The sequence below is a fragment of the Denitratisoma sp. genome, from assembly GCA_032027165.1.
In the GTDB taxonomy this organism is placed as follows: Bacteria; Pseudomonadota; Gammaproteobacteria; order Burkholderiales; family Rhodocyclaceae; genus Desulfobacillus.
The window spans coordinates 1,239,564-1,255,563 of record JAVSMO010000001.1 but is presented as its reverse complement, the minus strand read 5'-3'; the positions used below and the strand labels follow the sequence as shown (position 1 = coordinate 1,255,563).

The following is a 16,000-nucleotide window of genomic DNA, read 5'->3' as shown; positions in this document are numbered from 1 at the left end:
GCAAGGGGCTGCATCAAAAACGAAACCCTTTCCTTTACAGGGACATGGGGCGCCGTGCCGGAGTGACTGACTTTGCCTCCGGACGCAGTGAAAGCCATAAGGAAGACAAAGTGTCCTAAGAGCGCGGGACAAAATGTCTCAACCGGGACGAAAAATCGCTGCGGCTTATGCATAACTACTTGAAATATAAAAAGCCTTTTTTTCGGCATGGATATTGCAAACATTTGTCCTGATTCACCAAACCGGCCCGCGAGGCCACCACAAGAGGAGGGAACGACGTGCAAGTCACCAGGCGGCAGTTCTTCAAGATCTGCTCCGCCGGGCTAGGGGGATCCAGCATCGCCATGCTGGGCTACTCTCCCACGGCAGCCCTGGCGGAAGTCAGAGAATTCAAGCTGGCCCGCGCCACCGAAACGCGGAACATGTGTCCGTACTGCTCGGTGAGCTGCGGCGTATTGGCCTACTCGATCGGCGACAAGTCGAAGAATGCCAAGGCCGAGATCATCCACATCGAGGGCGATCCGGACAACCCCGTCAACCGCGGCACCCTGTGCCCGAAGGGCGCGGGACTCCTCGACATGGTGCACAGCCCGAACCGGCTGAAGCATCCGGAAGTGCGCGAGGCCGGCAGCAGCGAGTGGAAGCGCATCTCCTGGGACGAGGCTATCACGCGCATCGCCAAGCACATGAAGGCGGACCGCGACGCGAACTTCATCGAGAAGAACGCGGAAGGCACCACGGTCAACCGCTGGAACACCTTCGGCTTCCTGGCGAGCTCCGCTGCGGCCAACGAGCCCGGTTACCTGACGTCGAAAATCCTGCGCGGACTCGGAGTCGTAGCGCTCGACACCCAAGCACGCATCTGACACGCCCCCACGGTATCCAGTCTGGGTCCGACATTCGGGCGTGGCGCGATGACCAACCATTGGGTTGACATCAAGAACACCGATCTCGCCATCATCATGGGCGGCAACGCCGCCGAGGCCCACCCCTGCGGCTTCAAGTGGGTGATCGAGGCCAAGAAGGAGCGCAAGGCCAAGCTGGTCGTCGTCGATCCGCGCTTCACGCGCTCGGCATCGGTGGCGGACTTCTACGCGCCGATCCGCGCCGGCACCGACATCGCCTTCCTCGGCGGGGTCATCAATTACCTGCTGGCGAACGACAAGATCCACCACGACTACGTCAGGCACTACACCAACGCGGCCTTCCTCATCGACGAGGGCTTCAAGTTCGACGACGGCCTCTTCTCGGGCTACAACGCCGAGAAGCGCAGCTACGACAAGTCGACCTGGAAATACCAGCTCGACAAGGACGGCTATGCCAGGGTCGACGAGACCCTGCAGGACCCGCAGTGCGTCTTCCAGCTGATGAAAAAGCACTACTCGCGCTACACGCCGGAGCTGGTGAGCAAGGTCACCGGCACGCCGAAGGAGGACTTCCTCAAGATCTGCGGCATGATCGCGGAGACGGCGGCGCCGAACAAGACCATGACGGTGCTCTATGCGCTGGGCTGGACCGAGCATACCGTGGGCTCGCAGAACATCCGCACCATGGCCATGATCCAGCTGCTGCTCGGCAACATGGGCATGGCCGGCGGCGGCATCAACGCGCTGCGCGGCCACGCCAACGTGCAGGGCATCACCGACATGTGCCTCTACTCCGAGGTGCTGCCGGGCTACCTGTCGGCGCCGACCGACGCCGACAAGACGCACGAGGAGTACCTCGCCAAGCGCACGCCCAAGGCGCTGCGGCCGGGGCAGATGAACTTCCCGCAGAACTTCCCGAAGTGGTTCAACAGCCTGATGAAGGCCTTCTACGGCAACGCCGCCACCAAGGAAAACGGCTTCTGCTACGACTGGGTGCCGAAGAAGGACGGCGCCTACGACGCCATGGCGATCTTCGAGCGCATGCACCAGGGCAAGATGACGGGCTTCGCCTGCCAGGGCTTCAACCCGCTGGCGTCGATGGCCAACAAGCGCAAGATCGGCGACGCGCTGGCCAAGCTGAAATACCTCGTCATCATCGATCCGCTGGCGACCGACACCTCGGAGTTCTGGAAGAACTACGGCGAGTTCAACCAGGTCGACTCCGCGCAGATCCAGACCGAGGTGTTCCGCCTGCCCGCCAACCTGTTTGCCGAGGAGTCCGGCAGCTTCACCAACTCCGGCCGCGTCGTGCAGTGGCACTGGAAGGCGGCCGACGGTCCGGGCGAATCGAAGGGCGACGCGGAAATCCTGGCGGCGCTGTTCCTCAAGCTGAAGGAGATGTACGCCAAGGACGGCGGCAAGTTCCCCGACGCCATCCTCAACCTCGCCTGGCCCTACCGGCAGCCGTCCAGGCCCGCCCCCGAGGAACTCCTCATGGAGATCTCCGGCAAGGCCCTGGCCGACGTCACCGATCCGGCCGACAAGACCAAGGTGCTGGTCAAGGCCGGCGACCAGGTGCCCGGCTTCGCCCTGTTGCGCGACGACGGCTCCACCGCCTGCGGCAACTGGATCTACGGCGGCTGCTGGTCGCAGGCGGGCAATCTCACCGCGCGGCGCGACGCCTCCGATCCGTCCGGCCTCGGCCAGACGCTCAACTGGGGCTTCGCCTGGCCGGCCAACCGGCGCATCCTCTACAACCGCGCCTCCGCCGACCTGGCCGGCAAGCCGTGGGATCCGAAACGCACGGTGATGAAGTGGACGGGCACGGCCTGGGGCGGCAACGACATTCCGGACATGCGACCGAACGCCGCGCCGGAAGAGCACGTCATGCCGTTCATCATGGCGCCGGAAGGCGTGGCGCGGCTGTTCTCGCCGATCATGGCCGACGGCCCGTTCCCCGAGCACTACGAGCCCTTCGAGTCGCCGCTGGACAACAACCCCTTCCACCCGGGCAACGCCAAGGCGAAGAGCAATCCGGCGGCGCGGGTGTTCAAGGGCGACATGGACAGTTTCGGCACGGCCAAGGACTTCCCTTACGTGGCGACCACCTACCGCCTGGTCGAGCACTTCCACTTCTGGACCAAGCACGCGCACATCAACGCCGTGCTGCAGCCCGAGCACTTCGTCGAGATCGGCGAGGCGCTGGCGAAGGAGAAGGGCATCAAGGCCGGCGACAAAGTGAAGGTGCGCAGCAACCGCGGCTACATCAAGGCCGTCGCGGTGGTGACCAAGCGCATCCGCAGCCTGGACGTGGACGGCAGGAAGGTGCACACCATCGGCATTCCGCTGCACTTCGGCTTCAAGGGGGTGACCAAGCCCGGCTTCATCACCAACACCCTGACGCCGTACGTGGGCGACGCCAACTCGCAGACGCCGGAATACAAGGCGTTCCTGGTCAACATCGAGAAGGCCTGAGGGAGGAACCATGGCACTGCAATCGCTAGACATCAAGCAGCGCTCGGCGACGACCACTCCGGCGCCCTCGGTGCGCAAGACCACGGAGGTGGCGAAGCTGATCGACGTCTCCGCCTGCATCGGCTGCAAGGCCTGCCAGGCGGCCTGCATGGAGTGGAACGACATCCGCGACGAGGTCGGCATCAACTACGGGGTGTACGACAACCCCGTCGACCTGACGGCCAAGTCGTGGACGGTGATGCGCTTCGCCGAAGTGGAGGAGAAGGGCCGGCTGGAATGGCTGATCCGCAAGGACGGCTGCATGCACTGCGGCGATCCTGGCTGCCTCAAGGCCTGCCCGGCGCCGGGCGCCATCGTCCAGTACGCCAACGGCATCGTCGACTTCCACGAGGAGAACTGCATCGGCTGCGGCTACTGCGTCACCGGCTGCCCCTTCAACATCCCGCGCATCTCCAAGGAGGACAGCAAGGCCTACAAGTGCACGCTGTGCTCCGACCGGGTGGCGGTGGGCCAGGCGCCGGCCTGCGCCAAGGCCTGTCCGACGGGCGCCATCCAGTTCGGCTCCAAGGAGGACATGAAGGACTACGCCGCCAAGCGCATCGGCGACCTCAAGGAGCGCGGCTTCGACAAGGCCGGGCTCTACGATCCCGCCGGGGTGGGCGGCACCCACGTCCTGTACGTCCTGCACCACGCCGACCGGCCGCAGCTCTACAACGGCCTGCCGGCGGACCCGGGCATCAGCCCGCTGGTGTCGCTGTGGAAGGGCATGGCCAAGCCGCTCGCCTCGCTGGCATTGGGCGCGGTGGCGCTGGGCAGCCTGTTCCACTACGTCATGAAGGGTCCCAACGAGGTGTCGAAAGAGACCGAGAGGGAAGTCGAGAAGGAGGGAAGCCAATGATCCGCGATCCGAAGGACCTGCAGCGCTACACCCCGCAGGAGCGGGCCAACCACTGGGTGGTGGGGATCAGCTTCATCCTCCTCGCCCTCTCCGGCCTGGCCTTCTTCCACCCGGCGTTCTACCCGCTGACGTACCTCTTCGGCGGCGGCACCTGGGCGCGCATCCTGCATCCCTACATCGGCGTCTTCATGGCCTTCTTCTTCGTCCTGATGTTCCTGCGCTTCAGGAAGCTCAACGCCATGACGAAAACCGACAAGGAGTGGCTCTCGCGCATCGGCGAGATGGTGGACGGCGACGACCACAACATGCCCGAGCAGGGCAAGTACAACGGCGGCCAGAAGGCGATGTTCTGGGCGTCGGTGGTCTGCATGGTGCTGCTCCTCGTCTCGGGCGTGCTGATCTGGCGCGCGCAGTTTTCGCCGCCGCTCGAGCTCGTCCGTTTCGGCGCCGTGGTGCATGCGGTGGCCGGCGCGGCCATGATCGCCCTGATCATGATCCACGTGTATGCCGCCATCTGGGTGAAGGGCACCATCCGCGCCATGTGGTACGGCACGGTCACCCGCGCCTGGGCCAAGCAGCACCATCGCGCCTGGTACCGCGAGATGACCGGCAAGTAATGAGGTAAGCTGCAACAACCTGCGGGCTGCGACGCCCGCAGGTTTTCTTTTCGGAAAAAATGACCACACTCCTCGAACCCGGACAAATCCCCCAGGCCAGCGGCGAGCCGCCGCGTGTCCTCACCGCCGATGCCAGGGACGTCTTTGCCCACCGCGCGCGCCGCTTCGCGCAGCTGGCGGAGGGCCATCCTCTCGGCGACTACCTGCGCTTCATGGGCCGCCTCGCGCAGGCGCAGCAGAAGGCGCTCGATGCCATGCCCGCCGTGCCGGTGCCGGACGACGCGGCCAAAAGTCAGTCGCGCCAGCACGGCATGCCGCTGGTGCCGGCGCAGTCCTGGCCGCGCGACGCGGCCTGGCGCGGCGCCTTGCGCGCCATCCTCGATGAAGTCGCGCCGGCGGCCAGCGAATCGGCCGCCGCGACGATCAAGGCCTTGCAGGCCATGGACCATGCGGCCCTCGATGCCCTCGCCGAACGCGTGCTGCGCACCGAGCTCTATGGCGAGCAGGCCGACAAGCTGCCCTTCGTCGCCGCCGCCCTGCAGGCCTATTGGACGAAGCTGTCCGCGCAGCTCGGCCATGCCGCCTTGGCGCCGCTCGACGTGCCCGGCGTCTGCCCCTGCTGCGGCGCGCTGCCCTCGGTGAGCGTCATCGGCGCCAACGCCGAGGTGCCGGGCCTGCGCTACCTGCACTGCTCGCTGTGCAACACCGAATGGCACATGACGCGCGCCCAGTGCACCGCCTGCGACGCCGGCGAGAGCGCCGTCGCCTACCAGCGCATCGAGGGCGATCAGGGCCTCGTCCAAGCCGAGACCTGCGACGTCTGCAAGTCCTACCTGAAGATCGTCCGCCGCGACAAGGACGCCGCCGCCGATCCGGTCGCCGACGACCTCGCCACGCTGGCCCTCGACATCCTGGTCGACGAATCGGGCTGCTCGCGCAGCGGGCCCAATCTCCTGCTGGTGCCCGGCGGGGGTTAATATTCCTTTTTCACTTTCTGCCCGGTCCGGGTGAAAGCATGAACGAACTCAAGAACCTTCCGTCCGTCGACCGCCTCCTGTCCGAGGCGACCCTGCAATCCCTGCTTGCCGAGCATGGCCGCGCCGTCGTCACCGACGCCGTGCGCACCGAACTGACTTTCGTGCGCGAGGCAGTGAAGGGCGGGGCGGCGCTGCCTTCGGCTGCCGCGCTCGTTGCCGCCATCCGGCGGCGCGTCGCGCACCGCATGCGGCCGCGCCTGCAGCCGGTGTTCAACCTCACCGGCACCGTGCTGCACACCAACCTCGGCCGCGCCGTGCTGCCCGAGTCCGCCGTCGACGCCATTGCGCGCGCCGCGCGCGCGCCCTGCGCCCTCGAGTACGACCTGGAGAGCGGCGGGCGTGGCGACCGCGACGACGTCGTCGACGGCCTGCTGCGCGAATTGACCGGTGCGGAGGCCGCCACGGTGGTGAACAACAACGCCGCGGCGGTGTTCCTGCTGCTCAACACCCTGGCGCAGAGGAAGGAAGTCGTCGTCTCGCGCGGCGAGCTGGTCGAGATCGGCGGCGCCTTCCGCGTGCCCGACATCATGCGCCGCGCCGGCGCGAAACTGGTCGAAGTCGGCACAACCAACCGCACGCATTTGCGCGACTTCGACGAGGCCCTCGATGCGAAGACGGCGATGGTGATGAAGGTGCACACCAGCAACTACGCCGTGCAGGGCTTCACCGCCGCCGTGCCGGAAGCCGGGCTGGCCACCTTGGCCCACGCACACGGCGTGCCCTTCGTCGTCGACCTCGGCAGCGGCACGCTGGTGAACCTGGAACAGTGGGGCCTGCCGCACGAGCCGACGCCGCGCGAATCCATCGCCGCCGGCGCCGACCTTGTCACCTTCTCCGGCGACAAGCTGCTCGGCGGGCCGCAGGCGGGGCTGCTGGTCGGCCGCCGCGAGCTGATCGCGAAGATCAAGAAGAACCCGCTCAAGCGCGCGCTGCGCGCCGGCAAGCTCACCCTCGCCGCGCTGGAGGCGACGCTCGCCCTCTACCGCGACCCCGAGCGCCTGCCGCAGCGACTGGAAGCGCTGCGCCTGCTGACGCGCCCCGAGGCCGAGATCCGCGCCCAGGCCGAACGCCTTCTGCCGGCCTGGCAGTCCGCGCTGGCCAAGTGGCCGCTCGACGCCGCCATCGAGCCGACGCTCTCGCAGATCGGCTCCGGCTCGCTGCCGGTCGACCGCCTGCCCAGCGTCGCACTCGTCGCGCGCCCGCGCGGCAAGCGCTCGGGCATCCTGCACAAGCTCGAGGAGGCGCTGCGCCTCCTGCCCGTGCCCGTCATCGGCCACATCGCCGACGACGCCCTGCGCCTCGACCTGCGCTGCCTGCGGCAGGAGGACGAGGCCGCCTTCACCGCGCAGCTGCATTTCCCCCCTTTGGAAAAGGGGGGCCAGGGGGGATTTAATCCGGCCGCTGTCGACGCTGGACCGCAAAAAATCCCCCTCATTCCCCCTTTGCCAAAGGGGGAGGACTAGTGATCGTCGGCACCGCCGGACACATCGACCACGGCAAGACCACGCTGGTCAAGGCATTGACCGGCGTGGACTGCGACCGCCTGAAGGAAGAGAAGGCGCGCGGCATCACGCTCGACTTGGGCTACGCCTATGCCGACGAGGGGCGCCTCGGCTTCGTCGACGTGCCCGGCCACGAGCGGCTGGTGCACAACATGCTGGCCGGGGCCACCGGCATCGACTTCGTGCTGCTGGTGGTGGCCGCCGACGACGGGCCGATGCCGCAGACGCGCGAGCACCTCGCCATCGCCGACCTGCTCGACCTCGGGCGGGGCGCCGTCGCGCTGACCAAGGTCGACGTCGTCGCGCCCGAGCGGCGCGCGGCGGCGCGGGCGGAGATTGCCGCGCTGCTGGCCGGCACCGCGCTGGACGGCGCGCCCGTCTTCGAAGTCTCCGCCACGCAAGGCGAGGGCGTCGCAGCGCTGCACGACCATCTGCTGGCCGAAGCCGGCCGGTTCGCCGCGCATGCCGCGGCCGGCGGCTTCCGCCACGCCATCGACCGCTGCTTCACCCTGCAGGGCGTCGGCCTGGTGGTGACGGGCACCACCTTTTCCGGCGCGGTCGCCGTCGGCGACGATGTCGTCGTCACGCCGCCCGGCTTCAAGGCCCGCGTGCGCGGCATCCACGCCCAGGACCGCAAGGCCGAGTCGGGCGGGGCGGGCGAGCGCCTGGCCCTCAACCTCGCCGGCGATTTCGGCAAGGAGGACATCGCCCGCGGCATGTGGATCGTCGATCCGTCCCTGCATGCGCCGGTCGCGCGTTTCCACGCCCGCCTGCGCGTCCCCGCTTCGGCGGAAGCGCCGATCCGCCACTGGATGCCGGTGCATGTGCACCTCGGCGCCTCCGACATCCTCGGCCGCGTCGCGCTGCTCGAAGGCGAGCAGTTGGCATCGAGCGAAGCCATGCTGGCGGAGATCCTCCTCGAGAAGCCGGTCGGCGCCCTGTGGGGCGACCATTTCATCCTGCGCGACCAGTCGGCGACGCGCACCCTCGGCGGCGGCCGCGTGCTCGACATCTTCCCGCCCACGCGCCACAAGCGCGCGCAGGAGCGCCTCGATTACCTGCGACTGCTCGACCAGGCCGATCCGCGGCCGGCGCTGACGCATGCGCTCGCGCGCCAGCTCGCCGGCGTGAACCTCGACCGCTACGCGCTCAGCCGCAACTTCGCGGCGGAAGAGGCGCAGGCGCTGTGGCGCGACATGGGCCTGGTCGTCGTCGACGAGGCGGGCGGCCGCAACGGCTTCTCGCCGGAGAACTGGCAGGCCCTGCGTCAGCGGCTGCTGGATGCGGCGCGCGCCGAGCATGCGCGCGCCCCCGACATGATCGGCGTCGAGCGCGACCGGCTGCGGCGCCTGGCGCTGCCGACGCTCTCGCGCGCCGCCTTCGACAGACTGATTTTCGAATTGCTCGGCAGCGGCGACCTTGCGCAGAGCGGCAGCTGGCTGCACCTGCCCGAACACCGCGCCGCGCTCGCCGTCACCGACGCCGACCTCTGGCGCACGTTGAAACCTTTGCTGGAAGCCGAGCCCTGCAACCCGCCGCGCGTGCGCGACGTCGCCCGTGCCACCGGCATCGCCGAGGAAACCGTGCGCGGCCTCATGAAGCGCGTCGCCCGCGTCGGGCAGGTTTACCCCGTGGCGCACGACCATTATTTTGCGGCGGAGGCGGTGGCCGACCTGGCGGGGCGCGTCGCCCGCCTGTGCGCGCGCGACGGCACCGCCCGCGCCGCCGCGTTGCGCGACGAGATCGGCGGCGGCCGCAAGGTCGCCATCCACATCCTCGAATTTTTCGACCGCGTCGGCTACACTCGCCGCGTGCGCGACGAGCACGCCCTGCGCGGCGAAAGCGAACGGCAATGGATAATTTGAACAACGGAAGAGATCGCACCCCGGTGGGGCGCTCGGTCTTCAAAACCGGGAGGGGCGGCCAAGCGGTCCCTGGTGGGTTCGACTCCCACTCTCTTCCGCCATCCAGATATGGCGACTGAAACCTTCCGCGGCAGCGTCCCCGCCAACCTCCTCTACGACACCCGCCACGACATGTGGGTGCGGCGCGAGGGCGATGAGGTCGTCATCGGCGCCACCGCCTTTGGCCTGCACCTCGCCGGCGAGGTGCTTGCCTTCACGGCCAAGCCGAAGGGCGCCGAGGTGGCGGCCGGGCGCGGCCTCGGCACCGTCGAATCCGCCAAGACCGTGCTCGCCGTGCACTCGCCGGTGGCGTTCCGCCTCGACACGCCGAACGAGGCCGCCGAGGAGCGGCCCGACCTCATCAACCGCGATCCCTACGGCGCCGGCTGGATGGCGCGCGGCGCGCCGCTCGATTGGGATGCCGACGCCGCGCGCCTCGTCGATGCCGCCGCCTACGTCGCCCACATCCGCGCCATCGAGCCGGCGGCGGTGATCGAGCCATGATCGGCAAGCTCGCCATCCTCGTCTGGTCGCTCTCGCCCGAGCGGCCCGAGCTCGCCGCCTCGCCCTTCGTGTACGCCGCCACCGCCTGCGCCATGGACTGCGAGGTGGAGATCCATTTCGCCGGCACCGCGGTGAAGCTGCTCGCACCCGGCGTGGCGGAAGCCATGCACCCGAGCGCCGGCCGCGAGCGCTCGATTTACGATTTCATGCGCGATGCGGCAGAGCAGGGCGCTGCCTTCTACGGCTGCCAGATGGCGCTGCGCGCCCACGGCCTGGTCGATTGCCCACTCATCCCGGAGTATTCAGGCGCCGCGGGCGCCGCGGCCTTTGTTGCGCGCACCCTCGATCCGGAATGGCGCACCATGATTTTTTAAAACAGAGAGCCGCACCCCAACCCCAACAGAGGAGAGACAACATGAAAACCACCCTGATCCTGGCCGCCGCCGCGGCCGTCCAGCTGTCAGCCTGCGCCGGCAGCTCGCGCAGCAACTCCTCGGCCGAAGCCCTGCTCGGCCCGACGAAGGGCCATACCGCCACCGGCACCGTCGTCTTCGTGCAGAAGGGCCACGACATCGAGGTGACGGCGCACGTCGCCGGCCTCACGCCCGGCGCGCACGGCTTCCACATCCACGAGAAGGGCGATTGCAGCGCGCCCGACGGCATGAGCGCCGGCGGCCACTTCAATCCGACCGGCCAGCCGCACGGCCACCCGCACAAAGGACCGCACCACGCCGGCGACATGCCGATGCTGGAGACCGATGCCTACGGCAATGCGAAGCTCATCGCCGTCCTGCCGGGACTGACTTTCGAGGGCGCCAACGGCATCGTCGGCAAGGGCGTCATCGTGCACGCCGCGCCCGACGACTTCAAGACCCAGCCCACCGGCAACTCCGGCGCGCGCATGGCCTGCGGGGTGATCGTCAAGCGCTAGGTCGTGTCAGTCCCCGGCGGCCTCTGGCCGGCGGAAGCTGACGAAGTTCGGCGCGATCGGCATGGCGTGGTCCACGCGCATGTTCAGCGCAAAGGGTTGGCCGAAGTCGTGCATCTCCTTCAGCGCGATGCGCTGCGGCGCGCAGGTACTGCCGGGTTCGGTCTGCTTCAGCGTGTCGACGAAGGGCGAGCCGCCGCCCGGCCTGGCCCACGACAGCGTCACCACGCCCTTCGGCACGGCCACCGGCAGGACCAGTTCCGTTTCGTTCCATGCGGGCTCGAAGGTCTCGGCGGCTGCGGCCGGTGCGGCCACCGTCCAGGTCGAGCGGTGCGCCGTGCCCGAAGCATCCTTCCAGTAAACCTGCAGCGTCGGGACGGGCCGCTCGGCCGGCCACAGCAGGTGCACGTCGCCGCCGCGCACGCACAGCGTCGAGAAGTCGCCGCGCGAGACGTCCTCGACCCGCACCCCCTGGGTCTCGAGCGCCACCCGGCTGACCCGGATGCCGGCGGGCGCCTGCCAGTGCACCGCCCACAGTTCGAATTTGTCCGGCAGCACCAGGCGGCGGGCGGCAGATTGCGTGTAGGGCGAGGGCGCCTCAGGCGTCGTGTCGGGGGGCGGCCGGTTGCGCATCGAATGCAGGTGCGCGCCGAGAGACTGCGTCAGCACGCTGCCGATGGCCGGCGGCATGCCGGCGATCAGCAGGCCGCTGAAGGCGATCCAGGCCGAGGCGCCGCGCGACAGACCCGCCATGCGCCCGACCAGCCAGTGCAGGCCGAAATAGGCCAGCGGGCCGACGGTAAGCAATACCAGGTAGGCCACCGCCAGACCCTCCATGCCGCGGATTCCAATGGCGGAGAAGGTGCCGTACATCGCCGCGATGGTCAGCGCCATGATCGGCAGCGTGGCGACGCGCAGCTTCAGCCAGGGCGAGCCCAGCCCGAGCTTGCGGAAGTGGCGGCCTTCGTAGGCGATGATCAGCGCCATCGCGACCAGCGCGACAAGCGCGATAAGGCCCCAGAGCATCAGGGTCGAGGGCGGGGGGTTGTCCGGAAAACCGAGCATGGCCGCATCCTAACCCATCTGCCAGCTTGACAGCGCGCGCGCCGTCTCCTACATGTGAAGTATCCGAGTCGAGTCGGAATGGCCAGGTAAGGAGATCGCGATGATGAACCCGACAACAGAGAGAAATTCAAACAGACAAGGCATTGCCGACAGCAGGGCTTTTCCCCATGCGCCGGAGGACTGGTCGCCAGGCACCGCCGAGGAAATCGCCCGCGCGGAAGGGATCGAACTGAGCGACGATCACTGGGAAGCCGTGCGCGGCCTGCAGGAATATTTCGCCCGGCACGAGGGCGACCCGATCATCTCCTTGCGCGAGCTGCATGACGCCCTGGACGAGCGCTTCCACTCGCGGGGCGGGATCAAGGCGCTCTACCTGATGTTTCCGGGCGGGCCCATCGCCCAGGGCTGCCGCATCGCCGGCCTGAAGGCGCCCTATCTTTCCAAGGACCTCAGCTTCGGCAGCGTGTCCTGAGCCAGCACCACCGACGTCTCGTTCTGCCGCTCGGAGATCGTCCAGTATTTCCGCAGCAGCGCCGTCTTCTCCGCCGCGTCGACGAGGCGGAAGCCGTGGCGCGCGTAGAAGTCGATGGCCCAGGCGGCGGCGCGCCAGGTGCCGACCAGCACCGGGCGGTCGGTCAGCGACAGCAGGTGCTTGAGCAATTTGCCGCCGATGCCGCCGCGCCGCGCGCGCGTGGCGACGTAGGCATGGCGGATCAGCGTCACGTCCTGCACATCCTGCATGCCCATCACGCCGAGCAGTTCGCCGTCCTCGAACCAGCCGAAGAAGCGCACGCCGGCGGCGATCTCGCCGCGCAGCTCGGCTTCGGACATGTACGGCTCGTGCAGGCAATCCTCCGGCACATGGCCGCGATAGGCCCGCGCCGCGTCGTTGATGACGGCGAACATGGCGGGGATATGGGCTTCGCTGCAGGGCGCGATCATTTGTCCGGCAGCGTCCCGACGAACTTCAAACTTTCCGCCACCCACCGCTTCAAATCGCGGTCCTCCTCGTAGCCGGGCGGGTCGACGAACACGTAGCCCTTCATCGGCCGGCCGGTGAAGTCCATCGGCCGCGCATGCGGCCGGCGCAGCGCCTTCTCGTAGTTCGCCGGGCCGACGCGCGCCATCAGCGCCTCGCCGACGATGCCGACGAACATGTGGCCGCGCGCGAGCAGGCACAGCCCGCCGAACATCTTCTTTTCAGTGATGCCGGGGTTGTCGGAACAGAGTTCGCGCAGGCGCTCGGCCAAGCCTTCGTCGTAGGCCATGGTTATCTCCCACCTGCCACGTCGAGGATCGCTCCCGTCGAATACGAGGCCTCGTCGGAGAGCAGCCACAGGATGGCCTTCGCCACTTCTTCCGGCTGTCCGCCGCGCAGCATGGGCACGGCCGACTTCACCCGATCCACCCGGCCCGGCTCGCCGCCGTCGGCGTGAATGTCGGTGTAGATCACGCCGGGCCGCACGGCGTTCACGCGGATGCCCTCGGCGGCGACCTCCTTGGCCAAGCCGACGGTGAAGGTGTCGATGGCGCCCTTCGAGGCCGCGTAGTCGACGTACTCGTTCGGCGAGCCCAGCGTCGAGGCGACGGAGGAGAGGTTGACGATTGCGCCGCCCGATCCGCCGTGGCGCGTCGACATGCGCTTCACCGCCTCGCGCGCGCAAATGAAGCTGCCGGTCACGTTGGCGGCGAGTACGCGCGACAGGCGCGCGGCGTCCATCTCGTCGACGCGCATGTGCTTCTCAAGGATGCCGGCGTTGTTCACAAGCGCCGTCACGCGCCCCAGCTCCGCATCCACCCGCTCGAAGAGCCGCACTACATCGGCTTCGGCGCTCACGTCAGCGGACACGGCAATCGCCTTCCCGCCGTCCTGTGCGATCTCCCGCACGACCGCCTCCGCCGCCTGGCTGTTGCGCAGATAGGCAATGCACACCGCGTAGCCCTCGGCCGCCGCCAGCCGCGCCGTTGCGGCGCCGATGCCGCGGCTGCCGCCGGTGATGAGAATGATCCTGTCCATGCCGCTAATTGCCTGCGCGCCTCGCCAGGAAATCGAAGATCCTCTTCCGCGTGTCTTCGGTCACGGCCTGGTCGTACAGGTAGGTCACGCGCTCACCGTTGTAGGCGGTCTTGGTGAAGCCGTGAAGCTCGGACTGGTCCCAGCCATGGGTGGCATCCGGGTACAAGTGCCATTCGACCGGCGCGCCGGCTTCCTTGAGCCTGGGCAATCGCTCCAGGCATGAAGCCGGGGGCGTTTCGTTGTCCTTGCCGCCCATGAGCATCAGCAGCGGGCGATCGCTGTCGGGCTGGAGAATCTGCACGCCTTGCGGCCGCTTGCGCGTGGGCGCCAGGGCGCAGAAACCGTAAACGGAAACGGCCGAGGCGATCGGCGGCACGCCCGGCCGCAGCGCATTCGCGACGCTTGAACTGGCGGCCCAGGTGGCGACCAGCGCGCCCTTCGAAAAGCCCAGGATGGAAATGCGCCTGGCGTCGACATACGGCAGCGTGGCGAGATGGGCAACGGCGTCGAGCGCATCCTTGATCAGGCGCGCATTCGCGATCTGCGGCGGCGAGCCGCAATCGTTCTTGAGGCCGCGCATGGCATCCGGCACCAGTACGACGTAGCCTTCCTTCAGTGCCTCTTCCGCCCAATAACGGATGTGCTGCTTGACGCCCCCGCAGGTGTGGAAGACGACGAGTGCGGGCAGTTTCCCGGAGCCCTTGCCGCCCGGCGTGAGCAAGGCGTTCGACAGGCTGGTAAAGGTTCCCAGTTCCGTTGCCTCTGCCGGGAAGGAAAGGTCGTCGCCTTGCTTCAGTTCGGCCTTCAGCGTTTCCGGCGTCCCGTATTGGGCAAGCGCATTCGCGCCGGGCACGCCCAGCAGGAGCAGAGCCAATCCAAGCATGAAACCGTTTTTCTTCATCGCATTTTCCTTTCTGGTCCGGGCTGAAGCATGTGTCGCTGGAAAAAAGTCAGTCGCCGGAACACGCCTCGGCGCACAGCTCGTCGGCCGTCCGCACCCGGGCGAACAGGCCGTTCAGGCCGGCGAGGTAGGCGAGCTGCACGGCGGCGGCCTCGATGCGCTGCGCACCCAACTGCAGATCGCGCGTGGCGCAGGCATCCGCCGCGAGCGAACACTGGAAGCCCAGGTCGACCGCCGCGCGCACCGTGGAATCCACGCACATGTGCGTCATCATGCCGGCGAACATCAGCTTCGTCGCCCCGGCCGCGCGCAGCGCCTCGAGCAGCCCCGTCTCGCGGAAGCTGTTCGGGAAATGTTTCACTACCACCGGCTCGCCCTCGTTCGGCCGCACCGCGTTGTGGATCTCGGCGCCCGGCGTGCCGGGCAGAAAGAAGGTCGCCCCGGGGCGCGTGGCGATGTGCTGGACATGGAAGACTGGTTGCCCTTGCTGCCGAAAGGCCTGCAGCAGCCGCGCCGCCTGCGCGACTGCGGCTTCCGCTCCAACCAGTTCCATCGTGCCGCCGGGGAAGTAGTCGTTTTGCAGGTCGATGAGTACTAGGGCTGTGGTCATGTTGCGTCTATTGGGGTTGGGTGTAGATTTGGGCTAGCCTCAATCAATTGAATTGCAGCCGATTCCGCAAATTTAATCATTTCTGAGGCACTTGCACACCGTCGATGAAACGTAGCGCGGGCGCGTCGAGATCCGGATCTGTGCTTGCGCCGCGGTGTGAATAAGCAGCAAAAAAACCGACCTCCTTCTGCGAGGGGTGGCGACAATACATGGAAACGACCTGCAATTTCATCGGCTCTCGCGTTCCGGATGTCGTCAGTGCCTCCTTGTCGTTGTAAAGGCACTTGTAACGCACGCATGGGTATCCGCGCAGGTCGGTGAACTCATAATTCGCCTCTAGAGGCTCGAAACGGGACGGAGGGTTGACCATGTCGATCCGTTCCCTGATCAGTTGGACGAACTCCACCCTGTTTTCGGCCGGAGTGAGTCTGAATAATATGGCCTGTGCTGCGTAGGTTTCGTCCCGCTCAGCACCTCGGCGGACGAATGCCAGGCCGCTGTTCCCGGCGGGGGCGAACACCCATCCTTCGGAGTCAGGCGCTCGAACACTGAGCAAGCTGCCTGTAAACACTTGTCCGGGCGTGATGGGTTGCCCGGGGGATTGGGCTTGAACTGCAGCTGACCATGTCGCGCAAAGAAAAAAAACCAATCCTGCAAGGCTGCGTGTCATATTTCC

The 16,000-nt window shown here is 67.5% G+C and carries 17 protein-coding genes and 1 tRNA gene; 11 read left to right on the top strand and 7 right to left on the bottom strand.

The genetic code is table 11. The annotated features are described in order from the left end of the window. Positions 1-278: 278 nt before the first annotated feature. The 10 genes from fdnG (at position 279) to ROZ00_06180 (ending at position 10,734) form a co-directional block, all read left to right on the top strand. Complete coding sequence (gene fdnG / locus ROZ00_06225; GenBank protein MDT3735800.1) at positions 279-3,341, top strand: formate dehydrogenase-N subunit alpha; 3,063 nt, start codon at positions 279-281, stop codon at positions 3,339-3,341. Between the two features lie 10 nt (positions 3,342-3,351). Further along, complete coding sequence (gene fdxH, locus ROZ00_06220) at positions 3,352-4,239, top strand: formate dehydrogenase subunit beta (protein ID MDT3735799.1); 888 nt, start codon at positions 3,352-3,354, stop codon at positions 4,237-4,239. Beyond that, complete coding sequence (locus ROZ00_06215; protein MDT3735798.1) at positions 4,236-4,856, top strand: formate dehydrogenase subunit gamma; 621 nt, start codon at positions 4,236-4,238, stop codon at positions 4,854-4,856. The genes fdxH and ROZ00_06215 overlap by 4 nt, the downstream gene beginning before the upstream one ends. A 59-nt stretch (positions 4,857-4,915) precedes the next feature. Then, on the top strand, positions 4,916-5,833 hold the full coding sequence (gene fdhE / locus ROZ00_06210; GenBank protein MDT3735797.1) for a formate dehydrogenase accessory protein FdhE: 918 nt from the start codon (positions 4,916-4,918) through the stop codon (positions 5,831-5,833). A 38-nt stretch (positions 5,834-5,871) separates the two neighbouring features. Next, positions 5,872-7,356, top strand: a complete 1,485-nt coding sequence (selA, locus tag ROZ00_06205; protein MDT3735796.1) for an L-seryl-tRNA(Sec) selenium transferase — start codon at positions 5,872-5,874, stop codon at positions 7,354-7,356. Beyond that, complete coding sequence (selB, locus tag ROZ00_06200) at positions 7,356-9,260, top strand: selenocysteine-specific translation elongation factor (GenBank protein MDT3735795.1); 1,905 nt, start codon at positions 7,356-7,358, stop codon at positions 9,258-9,260. Before selA ends, selB begins: the two co-directional genes overlap by 1 nt. A gap of 5 nt (positions 9,261-9,265) precedes the next feature. Further along, positions 9,266-9,361 (top strand) — tRNA-Sec (locus ROZ00_06195). Positions 9,362-9,368: 7 nt separating this feature from the next. Next, a complete protein-coding gene (locus ROZ00_06190) occupies positions 9,369-9,803 on the top strand; it encodes a glycine cleavage system protein H (GenBank protein ID MDT3735794.1) in 435 nt (144 codons plus the stop codon). Continuing rightward, entirely contained in the window at positions 9,800-10,177 is a 378-nt protein-coding gene (locus ROZ00_06185) for a DsrE family protein (GenBank protein ID MDT3735793.1), read from the top strand. The genes ROZ00_06190 and ROZ00_06185 overlap by 4 nt, the downstream gene beginning before the upstream one ends. 41 nt (positions 10,178-10,218) lie before the next feature. Further along, the gene (locus ROZ00_06180) at positions 10,219-10,734 is read left to right on the top strand and encodes a superoxide dismutase family protein (protein MDT3735792.1); all 516 of its coding nucleotides are present in this window, start codon (positions 10,219-10,221) and stop codon (positions 10,732-10,734) included. Positions 10,735-10,740: 6 nt separating this feature from the next. Here ROZ00_06180 and ROZ00_06175 read toward each other — a convergent pair whose 3' ends face one another. Continuing rightward, the gene (locus tag ROZ00_06175; GenBank protein ID MDT3735791.1) at positions 10,741-11,796 is read right to left on the bottom strand and encodes a hypothetical protein; all 1,056 of its coding nucleotides are present in this window, start codon (positions 11,794-11,796) and stop codon (positions 10,741-10,743) included. Positions 11,797-11,899: 103 nt separating this feature from the next. Between ROZ00_06175 and ROZ00_06170 the strand changes: the two genes are divergently transcribed. Next, a complete protein-coding gene (locus tag ROZ00_06170) occupies positions 11,900-12,268 on the top strand; it encodes a TusE/DsrC/DsvC family sulfur relay protein (GenBank protein MDT3735790.1) in 369 nt (122 codons plus the stop codon). On the opposite strand, the gene ROZ00_06165 is transcribed toward ROZ00_06170, so the two are convergent. From ROZ00_06165 to ROZ00_06140, 6 genes are all read right to left on the bottom strand, one after another. After that, the gene (locus ROZ00_06165) at positions 12,229-12,738 is read right to left on the bottom strand and encodes a GNAT family N-acetyltransferase (protein MDT3735789.1); all 510 of its coding nucleotides are present in this window, start codon (positions 12,736-12,738) and stop codon (positions 12,229-12,231) included. The genes ROZ00_06170 and ROZ00_06165 overlap by 40 nt on opposite strands. Further along, positions 12,735-13,064 carry a TfoX/Sxy family protein gene (locus tag ROZ00_06160; protein MDT3735788.1) on the bottom strand — a complete coding sequence of 110 codons (330 nt, stop codon included), beginning with the start codon at positions 13,062-13,064 and terminating at the stop codon, positions 12,735-12,737. The genes ROZ00_06165 and ROZ00_06160 overlap by 4 nt, the downstream gene beginning before the upstream one ends. A gap of 2 nt (positions 13,065-13,066) precedes the next feature. Then, positions 13,067-13,813, bottom strand: coding sequence for an SDR family oxidoreductase (locus ROZ00_06155; protein ID MDT3735787.1), 747 nt, complete (start codon positions 13,811-13,813; stop codon positions 13,067-13,069). 4 nt (positions 13,814-13,817) lie between these two features. Beyond that, positions 13,818-14,714 (bottom strand): dienelactone hydrolase family protein, encoded by an 897-nt coding sequence (locus tag ROZ00_06150; GenBank protein MDT3735786.1) that lies wholly within the window; start codon positions 14,712-14,714, stop codon positions 13,818-13,820. Between the two features lie 49 nt (positions 14,715-14,763). Next, positions 14,764-15,324 carry a cysteine hydrolase family protein gene (locus ROZ00_06145; GenBank protein MDT3735785.1) on the bottom strand — a complete coding sequence of 187 codons (561 nt, stop codon included), beginning with the start codon at positions 15,322-15,324 and terminating at the stop codon, positions 14,764-14,766. Positions 15,325-15,400: 76 nt separating this feature from the next. Continuing rightward, on the bottom strand, positions 15,401-15,994 hold the full coding sequence (locus ROZ00_06140; protein MDT3735784.1) for a hypothetical protein: 594 nt from the start codon (positions 15,992-15,994) through the stop codon (positions 15,401-15,403). Positions 15,995-16,000 lie beyond the last annotated feature (6 nt).

Bases quoted from the DNA above. Each gene is read 5' to 3' on its own strand.
- fdxH (MDT3735799.1), top strand. From the start codon at position 3,352: ATGGCACTGCAATCGCTAGACATCAAGCAGCGCTCGGCGACGACCACT.
- ROZ00_06215 (MDT3735798.1), top strand. From the start codon at position 4,236: ATGATCCGCGATCCGAAGGACCTGCAGCGCTACACCCCGCAGGAGCGG.
- fdhE (MDT3735797.1), top strand. From the start codon at position 4,916: ATGACCACACTCCTCGAACCCGGACAAATCCCCCAGGCCAGCGGCGAG.
- selA (MDT3735796.1), top strand. From the start codon at position 5,872: ATGAACGAACTCAAGAACCTTCCGTCCGTCGACCGCCTCCTGTCCGAG.
- ROZ00_06190 (MDT3735794.1), top strand. From the start codon at position 9,369: ATGGCGACTGAAACCTTCCGCGGCAGCGTCCCCGCCAACCTCCTCTAC.
- ROZ00_06185 (MDT3735793.1), top strand. From the start codon at position 9,800: ATGATCGGCAAGCTCGCCATCCTCGTCTGGTCGCTCTCGCCCGAGCGG.
- ROZ00_06180 (MDT3735792.1), top strand. From the start codon at position 10,219: ATGAAAACCACCCTGATCCTGGCCGCCGCCGCGGCCGTCCAGCTGTCA.
- ROZ00_06175 (MDT3735791.1), bottom strand. From the start codon at position 11,796: ATGCTCGGTTTTCCGGACAACCCCCCGCCCTCGACCCTGATGCTCTGG.
- ROZ00_06170 (MDT3735790.1), top strand. From the start codon at position 11,900: ATGAACCCGACAACAGAGAGAAATTCAAACAGACAAGGCATTGCCGAC.
- ROZ00_06165 (MDT3735789.1), bottom strand. From the start codon at position 12,738: ATGATCGCGCCCTGCAGCGAAGCCCATATCCCCGCCATGTTCGCCGTC.
- ROZ00_06160 (MDT3735788.1), bottom strand. From the start codon at position 13,064: ATGGCCTACGACGAAGGCTTGGCCGAGCGCCTGCGCGAACTCTGTTCC.
- ROZ00_06155 (MDT3735787.1), bottom strand. From the start codon at position 13,813: ATGGACAGGATCATTCTCATCACCGGCGGCAGCCGCGGCATCGGCGCC.
- ROZ00_06150 (MDT3735786.1), bottom strand. From the start codon at position 14,714: ATGAAGAAAAACGGTTTCATGCTTGGATTGGCTCTGCTCCTGCTGGGC.
- ROZ00_06145 (MDT3735785.1), bottom strand. From the start codon at position 15,324: ATGACCACAGCCCTAGTACTCATCGACCTGCAAAACGACTACTTCCCC.
- ROZ00_06140 (MDT3735784.1), bottom strand. From the start codon at position 15,994: ATGACACGCAGCCTTGCAGGATTGGTTTTTTTTCTTTGCGCGACATGG.